The sequence below is a fragment of the Gryllotalpicola sp. CP2-P1 genome (assembly GCF_057512245.1).
In genome coordinates this window covers 1-9,616 of record NZ_JBLRDT010000103.1, presented here as the reverse complement: position 1 = coordinate 9,616, position 9,616 = coordinate 1, and the positions used below count along the sequence as shown (strand labels likewise).

Sequence of the window (9,616 nt, the reverse complement as noted above, 5' to 3'; positions counted from 1 at the left end):
CAACGAGGTTCGGTGCCTCGACGTCGGGCCAGCGGCGCAGGGCGCCCAGATCGATGCCGCTCACAGCTCGAGCAGCCCCGTGATGTCGTCAGCGGTGAGCAGCTCGCTGAAGGTGCCGTCGTCGTCGAGCACCTGCCCGAACAGCTCGGCCTTCTCGTCGCGCAGCTTCATCACCTTGTCTTCGATGGTGCCATCGGCGACGAGCCGGTACACGTTGACCGCAGCCGACTGCCCGATGCGGTGGGCCCGGTCGACCGCCTGCGCCTCTGACGCCGGGTTCCACCACGGGTCGAGCAGGAACACGTAGTCGGCCTCGGTGAGGTTGATGCCGAAGCCACCGGCCTTGAGCGAGATGAGGAAGACCGGCGCGGCGCCGCTCTTGAAACGCGCGATCACCTCTGCGCGATTCGTCGTCGAGCCGTCGAGGTACTCGTAGTCGATGCCCGTCTCGGCGAGCCGGGCCTCGACGCGGTGCAGATAGGACGTGAACTGGCTGAACACGAGAGCGCGGTGGCCTTCGGCGACGACCTCGTCGAGGTTCTCGAGCAGGGCGTCGAGCTTGGCGCCTGGCACTCCCTCGTATTGCTCGTCGATCAGCGCGGGGTCGAGGGCGAGCATGCGCAGCAGCGTGAGCGAGCGGAACAGGATGAACCTCTGACGGTCGAGGTCTTCCTTCACGAGCCCGAGCAGCTTCTGCCGCTCGCGCTGCAGGAACTGCTCGTAGAGCCGGCGGTGCCGGGGCGAGAGCTCGACCCTGATCACCTGCTCCTGCTTGGGCGGCAGCTCGGGTGCGACGAGCGCCTTCGTGCGCCGCAGCAGGAAAGGCCGCACCCGTCGGCGCAGCTTCGCGATCACGCGCTGCGCATCGGCCGCACTGATGCCGGCAGGCACCGCGTCGGGCCCGCGCACGTGCGACAGGGGGCGCACGTACTGCTCGGTGAAGCGCCTGAGACTCGGGAACAGCCCCGGCGCGACGATGTCGAGGATCGACCACAGCTCGAGCACGTTGTTCTCGAGGGGGGTTCCCGTGATCGCCAGCTTGAACGGGGCATCGACCGCCTTCGCGCACTCGTGCGCCCGACTGCGATGGTTCTTGACGAACTGCGCCTCGTCGAGCACGAGACCCGCCCAGCGCACGTCTTCGACGTCGTCGAAGTCGAGCCGGAACAGGTTGTAGGACATCACGACGACGTCGTTCGCCTTCGCGAGGTCTGCCAGCTTGTGGGCGGCGCGCAACTGAGTGCGGGTGACGGATGCCACACGCAGACCGGGCGCGAACCGGGCGGCCTCTGCGACCCAGTTCGAGACGACGGATGCCGGCGCGACGACGAGCCACGGCGCCGCACGCGAGTGCAGCATCAGCGCGAGCGTCTGCAGCGTCTTCCCGAGGCCCATGTCGTCGGCGAGGACGCCGCCGAGCCCGTGCTCGTAGAGGTAGGCGAGCCACGAGAACCCGGCGAGCTGGTACTCGCGCAGCTCGGCGGTGAGACCGGCCGGCACCGGGGGCGCCGCCGGTGGGGCATCCGTCAACGCCCTCACCTGTTCCTGCCAGGCGCGCGTCGCCTCGGACGAGTCGGCCAGGTCTTCGAAGTCCCGCCACAGCTCGACCTGCGTGCGATGCAGCGAGAGCGCGCCCGACTCCCATTCCTTCAGCTCGCCCGCCTCGGCGATCAGCTCGCGCAGCCGGTCGAACTCGGGTCGCGCGAGGCTCAGGTGGCTGCCGTCGACGAGCATCAGGCGCGAGCTGCCGTTCGACAGCGCTGTGAACAGGGGCCCGAACGGCACCACGTGGTCGCCGATCTGCACGGTGAACCCCAGGTCGAGCCAATCGCGCTCGTCGGTCTCGATCGCGCGCACGCTGAACGTCGGCGCTTCGGTGAGCTCGCGGTAGTCGGGGCGCTCACCCACCGTCTCGATGCGGAGCGCGTCGATCTGCTCGAGCTCGGGCACGACGCGCTCGATGAAGTCGGCCGCGTCGAACTCATGCAGCTCGGCCGGTTCCGGGTAGTCGACCAGCGGCTTGCCGCCTGAGCTCAGCACTCGGCGCACCTCGTGGGCGACGGCGGCCACCAGCCCGACATCTCTCGTCTCGGCCTGCCACTCCCAGTCGACCCGCAACGCGTGGTCGGGCCCGAAGGTGAGCGTCAGCACCAGTGTCGGCGGTTCGAGCACGGGAAGCTCGACGGTGTCGCCGCCGTCGAAGGCGACCCCCGTGAGACGCGGATAGAAATCGGCGAAGAACTCGTCGCGGTCGTCGGCCGGAATCACGAGCTCGCCCGCGTCGAGCAGCGCCTTCGCCTCGGCGCCGAGCGGGTGCTGCAGCGGGCCGAGCCGCACGAGCGGCTCTTTGAGGCCGAGCCACTCGACGGCGACCAGACCGTGCCTGCCGATGGCGGCGACCGTGGCCGCCGCGTCGGACGGCAGCTCGACACCGTCGAAGCGCGCGCCGGCGCGCAGCCGCAGGTCGTGCGTGCGCGCACGCTCTTCGAGGCGGCCGACGAGCTCGGCGGCCCCCGCGCGTGCGACCGACCCGTTCAGGCCGACCAGCTCGATGCCGCGCGTACGGGCGTCATCAAACAGGCTCCACAGCAGCGGGCTCTCGAACTCGTCGAGCACGAGCCGCTTCGCGTCCTGCCCGATGTAGCGAGGCTGGCTGGCGCGCGCGAGCGCAGCGAACTCGCCGAACCAGCGGGCCTGGTGCGGGTCGAAGCGGTAGCCGGACAGGTCATAGCCGATCTTCGACCAGTCGGTGTCGGCGGCGACCCAGCCGCGTGCGCCGGGGGTGGCGATGCGCATCGTGACGACGAGCAACCCGCTCGACTTCGCGGTGGCCGCCTGGGTGGTCTCATTGGCATGCCCCCACCGGCCCAGACTGCGGCGCACGCGCTCGCGCACCTCGAACTGCAGCGCGAGCGGGGGGACGCGCGCGGAGCTCGGCGGGTGCGCGACGGCTTCCGAACCGGCCGCCGCGCCCGAGAGGATGCGGCGCCACTCGGGCGCGCGAGGCGGGGGAGACGCCGCGGCGGTGCCCGGCGGCACTGCGGGCTGCAGCGGATTGCGTGCGGCCGGCAGCTCGCGCGCACGTTCGGCGCTCGCCAGCAGCAGTGCCGCCGCGTGCTTGCAGCGCGTGCCGATGAAGCACGTGCAGGTCGATGAGATCGGATGCCAGCGGCCGGCCTGCTCGGTCAGGAAGACCTCGCACCGGTACGGCGTCTCTTCGGAGCCGGCGACCGTTCCCTCGAGCACCCGCTGGCCGGCATCCCAGGCGAGTCGATGAATGGACCCGTCGCGCGCGTACGGGCGGGCACGCTCGAGCGCCCCCTCGCCGACGAAGTCGCGCACATAGCTGAGCGCGACGGCGGGGAGTCGCTCGGAGCCAGGCACGCCCACCATGCTGGCACGCGCCGCCGACACTGCGCCGGGCGTCAGCGTCGCGGCGGGAAGACCTCGGGGTGCTCACGCGCGAGCTGCATGACCGCGCCCGGGCGGTATTCGAGCACGTTGGCGAACGCCGCGTACGTCGTGGCGGGCTCGACCGTGCGCACGAGCCGCCACATGCGGCGCTTCGCGCCCCGCTCGGCGCCGAGCGAGCAGTAGTAGAGAACGACGCCGGTCAGCAGCAGCATCGTGCCGAAGAATGCCCCGATGCCGGGGCCGCCCCATGCGATGAGGCCGATGACGACGAGCACGACACCGACCGCCGTTCCCCAGATGAAGAACTGCCCCGCCAGCCCGGCGAGGATCGCCCCGCGCCCGTAGCGCCGCGCGAGACGATCGCCGAAGTACGGCGCCCAGTGCCGTCGCCTGTCGCGAGCGTTCTGCCACGTGGTGACGAAGAACAGGCGGAAGATCGTCGGCTGCCCTGCCGCGGGTTCTGGTCGCGCGCCCCCCGGCGCGGAATCCGTCATGCCGCGACTCTATCGACGACATCAGCCGCGCGGCGGGAAGACCTCGGGGTTCGCCTGTGCGATCGCGCGCAGCCTGCTCGGGTCATAGTCGAGGTACTCGTGCAGCTCGCCGCGCGACGCCCGCGGATTCACCGTGCGCAGGTGCGCGAGCAGCTCGGTGACGGCCCCGCGCCGTGAGGCGAGGCCCACGTAATAGAGCACGAGCCCGGTGAAGATCGCGAGCAGTCCGGCGGCCACGCCGATCGGTATGCCTGCGCGGTTGCCGATGGCGAAGGAACCGGCCACGACGAGGACGACGCCGCCGATGAATCCCCACACATAGAACTGGATGGCGAGGCCGAAGAAGAGCGGCATCCGCGCATACTTGCGCGCGAGGCGCGGGCCCATCACCGATGTCCACGTCGATCGCACGCCGCGCGCGTTCGCCACGGGGTGGAGATAGACCGACGGCAGGGTGGCGAGGGCGCGGTAGAACTCGTCATCGTCGGCGGCGTCGGTCATGAGGCGACCCTAGCGGTCGCCGCCGTGGCCCGGCATCCGCACGCTGCGCACAACGCCGCGCGGGCGGGCTCGCGAGCAGGCGGGCGGGTCAGTCCAGCGGGCCCCACGGGCGCCACACGACCACCTGGTCGCGGCGCTCGGTGCGCGTGCCCGCGCGCATCGGCACGACCTCGCCGGTGAGGCCGGAGGCGAAGACGCGGCGGCCCGGCCGCTGCATCAGGGCGTCGGCCAGCGTCGACTCGAGCTCGCGCACCCGCTGCTGCAGCGCGCGCACCTCGTTCTCGAGCGAGAGGACGCGGCGGATGCCCTCGAGCGAGACGCCCTCGGCCGAGAGCCGGGCGATCTCGCGCAGCTGCGCAACGTCGCGCAGCGAGTACCTGCGCGACTTGCCCGCGGTGCGGGTCGGCTCGACGAGGCCGAGGCGATCGTACTGGCGCAGGGTCTGGGGATGCAGCTCCGCGAGCTCCGCCGCAGCGGCGATCGCGAACAGCGGAGTGTCCTGATCGACGTCCATTTCGTGCACCTTGGTTACTTCACTCAATCACGCGCCCGCGCGAGCAGGTCTTCGCGCGGATTCTCCTTCGGAAGCTTGCTCGCGAACTCGAGCAGCGCGTTCTCGGCCTCGGCCGACAGGTGCGACGGCACGGCCACCTGCACGACGGCGAGCAGATCGCCCGTGCCCTTGTCGGTCTTCACGCCGCGGCCCTTGACGCGCAGCACGCGGCCAGAGGGCGTGCCGGGGGCGACCTTGAGCTTCACGGGCGCGCCCTCGAGCGTCGGCACCTCGATCGTCGCGCCGAGCGCGGCCTCGACGAAGGTCACCGGAACGTTGACGCGCAGGTTGAGCCCGTCGCGCTCGAAGACCGGATGCTTGCGCACGCTCACATGGAGGATCAGGTCGCCGGCCTCGCCGCCGTCGGGGCTCGGGTAACCGCGACCGCGCAGACGGATCTTCTGCCCGTCGGAGACCCCGGCGGGGATCTTCACCTTGATCGGCTTGCCGCCGGCTCCGCTCAGGCTGAGCGTCTCGCCGCGCGTGGCGGCGAGGAAGTCGAGCGTCGTCGACGCCTCGAGGTTCTGGCCGCGGGTCGGGCCGCCGTAGCCGCGGAAGCCACCGGACGTCTGGCCGAAGCGGCCGCCGCCGAACAGCCCGCCGAGCAGGTCGTCGTAGTCGGCCCCGCCGGTCTGATAGCTGAAGCCGCCCGTGCGGCCCGGGCCGGCGCCGCCGCCGAACATCGAGCCGAAGACATCCTCGAAGCCGCCCGCGCCGCCGGAGCCGGGAGCGGTGAACCGCGCCCCGGACCCCATGGCACGGATCTGGTCGTACTCCGCGCGCTGGTCCTTGTCTGACAGCACCGAGTACGCCTCGCTGATCTCCTTGAAGCGCGCCTCAGCTGCGGCATCCCCGGGGTTCGAATCGGGGTGGTACTGCCGCGCGAGCTTGCGATAGGTCTTCTTCAGCTCGGCCTCTGACGCGTCTTTGCTGACGCCGAGCACCTTGTAGAAGTCCTTGTCGAACCAGTCCTGACTGGCCAACGCGCCTCCTTGATGAGTACCGATGGTCGAGTAGGTCGCTCTGCGACCGTACCGAGACTTTTTCCTGCGTGAGAAGGGTCTCGATACGCTCGCTGCGCTCGCTACTCGACCACCGGGTGAGTGGTTATTCGGATGGGGTGGCGACGACCACGCGCGCCACGCGCACGAGGGTCGAGCCCACGGTGTAGCCGGTCTCGACCACGTCGAGAACGGTCGTCTCGGTCGCGCCGGGGGTGGGCTGCTGGAAGATCGCCTCGTGCTTCTGCGGGTCGAAGACCTCGCCGACCTCGCCGAACGGCTTGACGCCGAGCTTGTCGACGGCGCCGCGCAGCTTGGCCGCGATGGTCTGGAACGCGCCCTCGCCCTCGAGGTCGCCGTGCTTCTGGGCACGGTCGAGGTCGTCGAGCACGGGCAGCAGCACCTTGACCGCGTCGCGCACGGCGCGCTCGCGCACCTGCTCGCGCTCGCTCTCGGTGCGGCGGCGGTAGTTCGCGTACTCGGCGGTCACCCGCTTGAGGTCCGCGAGGTGCTCGGCGCTCGGGTCGGATTCCTCGGCCTCGGCGGCCGCGAGGATGTCCTCGACGAACAGCTCGTCGTCGCCGTTCTCGGTGCCGCCTGCGCCTTCCTGCTGATCGCCTGCCGAACCGGCAGAGCCGTCGGCTGCGGCCCCCTCAGGGGACGAGGCGTCGGCCTCGCCCCCCTCGGCGGCTTCCGGCTGGCGCAGCTTCCCGGTCTCGGGGTCGATGCGCCGCTTGTCGCGGACGATCGGCTCCTCGCGCTGTTCGTGCTTGTCGCTGTTCTCGTCCGTCATCGCCTTACTTCTTCTCGTCCTCGTCGTCGACGACCTCGGCGTCGACCACGTCCTCGTCGGAGGCGCCGTCGGCGGAGGCATCCGCGCTCTCGCCCTGCGCACCGGCGGCCTGCTCGGCCTGGCCCGACGCGTAGATCGCCTCGCCCAGCTTCTGCTGGCTCTGCGAGAGCTTCTCGAACGCGGTCTTCACGGCCTCGTCGTCCTCGCCGGCGAGCGCGGTCTTGAGCGCGTCGACATCGCCCTGGACGTCGGACTTGACGTCCTCGGGCAGCTTGTCCTCGTTGTCCTTGATGAGCTTCTCGATCGAGTAGACGAGCTGCTCGGCCGAGTTGCGCACCTCGGCGGACTCGCGGCGGCGCTTGTCCTCGGCGGCGTGCTCCTCGGCCTCCTTGACCATGCGCTCGATGTCCTCCTTCGGCAGCGACGAGCCGCCGGTGATGGTCATCGACTGCTCCTTGCCGGTGCCCTTGTCCTTCGCGGACACGTGCACGATGCCGTTGGCGTCGATGTCGAAGGTGACCTCGATCTGGGGGACGCCGCGGGGCGCGGGCGCGATGCCGGTCAGCTCGAAGGTGCCGAGCGCCTTGTTGTCGCGCGTGAAGTCGCGCTCGCCCTGGAAGACCTGGATGGCCACGGACGGCTGGTTGTCGTCGGCCGTGGTGAAGGTCTCGCTGCGCTTGGTCGGGATGGCAGTGTTGCGCTCGATGAGCTTGGTCATGATGCCGCCCTTGGTCTCGATGCCGAGGCTCAGGGGGGTGACGTCGATGAGCAACACGTCCTTGCGCTCGCCCTTGAGGACGCCCGCCTGCAGAGCGGCGCCGACGGCGACGACCTCGTCGGGGTTGACGCCCTTGTTGGGCTCCTTGCCGCCGGTCTCCTGCTTGACGAGCTCGCTGACCGCGGGCATGCGGGTCGAGCCGCCGACGAGCACGACGTGCGCGATGTCGGAGACCTTGATGCCGGCCTCCTTGATGACGTCCTGGAACGGCTTCTTCGTGCGGTCGAGCAGGTCGCTGGTCATCTGCTCGAACTGCGCGCGGGTCAGGGTCTCGTCGAGGTTGGCCGGGCCGTTCTCGGTGAGCGACAGGTAGGGCAGCTGGATGCTCGTCGACATCGAGGAGCTGAGCTCCTTCTTCGCCTGCTCCGCGGCCTCCTTGAGGCGCTGGAGCGCGATCTTGTCGTTCGCGACGTCGACGCCGGTCGACTCCTTGAACTTCTTGATCAGGTGGTCGACGATGCGCTGGTCCCAGTCGTCGCCGCCGAGGCGGTTGTCGCCGGCGGTCGCGCGCACCTGGATGGTCGAGAAGTCCTCGTCCTTGCCGACCTCGAGCAGCGAGACGTCGAAGGTGCCGCCACCCAGGTCGAAGACGAGGATGAGCTCGTCCTCCTTGCCCTTGTCGAGGCCGTAGGCGAGCGCCGCAGCGGTCGGCTCGTTGATGATGCGCAGCACGTTGAGGCCCGCGATCTCGCCGGCCTCCTTCGTGGCCTGGCGCTCGGCGTCGTTGAAGTAGGCGGGAACCGTGATGACGGCGTCGGTGACCGTGTCGCCGAGGTACTGCTCGGCGTCGCGCTTGAGCTTGGCGAGGATGCGCGCCGAGATCTCCTGCGGGGTGTACTGCTTGCCGTCGATCTCCTTCTTCCAGTCGGTGCCCATGTGGCGCTTGACGGAGGAGATGGTGCGGTCGACGTTGGTCACGGCCTGGCGCTTGGCGGTCTCGCCGACGAGCACCTCGCCGTCCTTCGTGTACGCGACGACCGACGGGGTGGTGCGGAAGCCCTCCGCGTTCGCGATGACGGTCGGCTCGCCACCCTCGAGAACGGCGACCACGGAGTTGGTGGTTCCGAGGTCGATACCTACTGCACGTGCCATGTTGTTGGCCCTCTCTCTTTCACGTTGGTCGAGGAACGCGCGGAGCTTGCGGAGCGCGCGTCTCGAAACCAGAAGTTCGCGTGGGCGACTGGCTTGAGCCGCCCGGACTCAACTTTATCGAGGGGCGGATGCCTGCGCAATCACAGCCTCGAAAACTTGAGTCTGCTCGTATCAACTTCTCAGGGCCGCCGATTCTTCCCATACCTAGATCTGCGAGGTATGGTGTGCGAAGAACAGGAGGCGCGCATGCGACTGGCGAAGGATCTGATGGCGGCGACATCCGCCCCGCTCGTGCTCGCGATTCTCAGCGAGGGCGAGAGCTACGGCTACGCGATCATCGCGCGGGTGCGCGAGCTCTCCGACGGCGAGATCGAGTGGACCGACGGGCTGCTCTATCCGCTGCTGCACCGGCTCGAAGGCGCCGAGCTCGTGGCCTCGCACTGGGGGCTGGCCGAGAGCGGCCGCAAGCGCCGCTACTACGCGATCACGGATGCCGGCCGCGCCGAGCTCGCCGAGCACCGCAAGCAGTGGAGCACCGCGGTCAACACCCTGGCGCACGCCTTCGGCGCCGGCGGCCGGCTGTGGCCCGCGTTCGCCCCAGCGACGGCGGTCGCGCGATGAGCCGGGGCGACACCGGCCGGGTCGACGCGCTCGACCCCGAGTCGGCCATCGCCTCGTGGCGGGCATACCTCGTGTCTCGGGGCTCGCTGTCCGACGGCGACGCCGACGAGCTCGAGGACCACCTGCGCAGCCAGATCGACGCCCTGCGTGCGGCGGGTCTCGACGCCGACGAAGCCGTGCTGATCGCGGTCAAGCGCATGGGCCGGCAGGACGAGATCGCGGGGGAGTACGCCCGCGAGAACTCGCGGCGGCTCTGGAAGCAGCTCGTGGTGGCCGGGTCGCCCGCGCGGCCGCGGCGGCTCGACGGCGGGGTGATCATGCTCGCCTTCGCCGTGCTCGCTGCGCTGCTCGCCAAGCTCCCCTGGCTGC

General features: G+C 70.1%; 9 protein-coding genes. 2 read left to right on the top strand and 7 right to left on the bottom strand.

The window, feature by feature from the left end; genetic code table 11:
- Window positions 1–60: 60 nt before the first annotated feature.
- The 7 genes from ACM2XV_RS09360 to dnaK all read right to left on the bottom strand — a co-directional run bounded on the left by ACM2XV_RS09360 (window position 61) and on the right by dnaK (window position 8,626).
- Complete coding sequence (locus ACM2XV_RS09360; protein ID WP_487026737.1) at window positions 61–3,384, bottom strand: DEAD/DEAH box helicase; 3,324 nt, start codon at window positions 3,382–3,384, stop codon at window positions 61–63.
- Window positions 3,385–3,425: 41 nt separating this feature from the next.
- Window positions 3,426–3,908, bottom strand: coding sequence for a hypothetical protein (locus ACM2XV_RS09355; protein ID WP_344777201.1), 483 nt, complete (start codon window positions 3,906–3,908; stop codon window positions 3,426–3,428).
- Window positions 3,909–3,929: 21 nt separating this feature from the next.
- On the bottom strand, window positions 3,930–4,409 hold the full coding sequence (locus ACM2XV_RS09350; RefSeq protein ID WP_344777203.1) for a hypothetical protein: 480 nt from the start codon (window positions 4,407–4,409) through the stop codon (window positions 3,930–3,932).
- Between the two features lie 88 nt (window positions 4,410–4,497).
- Window positions 4,498–4,923 (bottom strand): heat shock protein transcriptional repressor HspR, encoded by a 426-nt coding sequence (locus ACM2XV_RS09345; RefSeq protein WP_344777205.1) that lies wholly within the window; start codon window positions 4,921–4,923, stop codon window positions 4,498–4,500.
- Between the two features lie 23 nt (window positions 4,924–4,946).
- Complete coding sequence (locus ACM2XV_RS09340; protein ID WP_487026736.1) at window positions 4,947–5,945, bottom strand: DnaJ C-terminal domain-containing protein; 999 nt, start codon at window positions 5,943–5,945, stop codon at window positions 4,947–4,949.
- 124 nt (window positions 5,946–6,069) lie between these two features.
- Window positions 6,070–6,756 (bottom strand): nucleotide exchange factor GrpE, encoded by a 687-nt coding sequence (locus tag ACM2XV_RS09335; protein WP_487026735.1) that lies wholly within the window; start codon window positions 6,754–6,756, stop codon window positions 6,070–6,072.
- A gap of 4 nt (window positions 6,757–6,760) precedes the next feature.
- Entirely contained in the window at window positions 6,761–8,626 is a 1,866-nt protein-coding gene (gene dnaK / locus ACM2XV_RS09330; RefSeq protein ID WP_487026734.1) for a molecular chaperone DnaK, read from the bottom strand.
- A gap of 246 nt (window positions 8,627–8,872) precedes the next feature.
- Here dnaK and ACM2XV_RS09325 point away from each other — a divergent pair, with 246 nt between their 5' ends.
- Window positions 8,873–9,247 (top strand): PadR family transcriptional regulator, encoded by a 375-nt coding sequence (locus ACM2XV_RS09325; RefSeq protein ID WP_487026733.1) that lies wholly within the window; start codon window positions 8,873–8,875, stop codon window positions 9,245–9,247.
- The coding region (locus ACM2XV_RS09320) for a permease prefix domain 1-containing protein (RefSeq protein ID WP_487026732.1) at window positions 9,244–9,616 on the top strand (373 nt) is incomplete at its 3' end. The genes ACM2XV_RS09325 and ACM2XV_RS09320, both read left to right, overlap by 4 nt.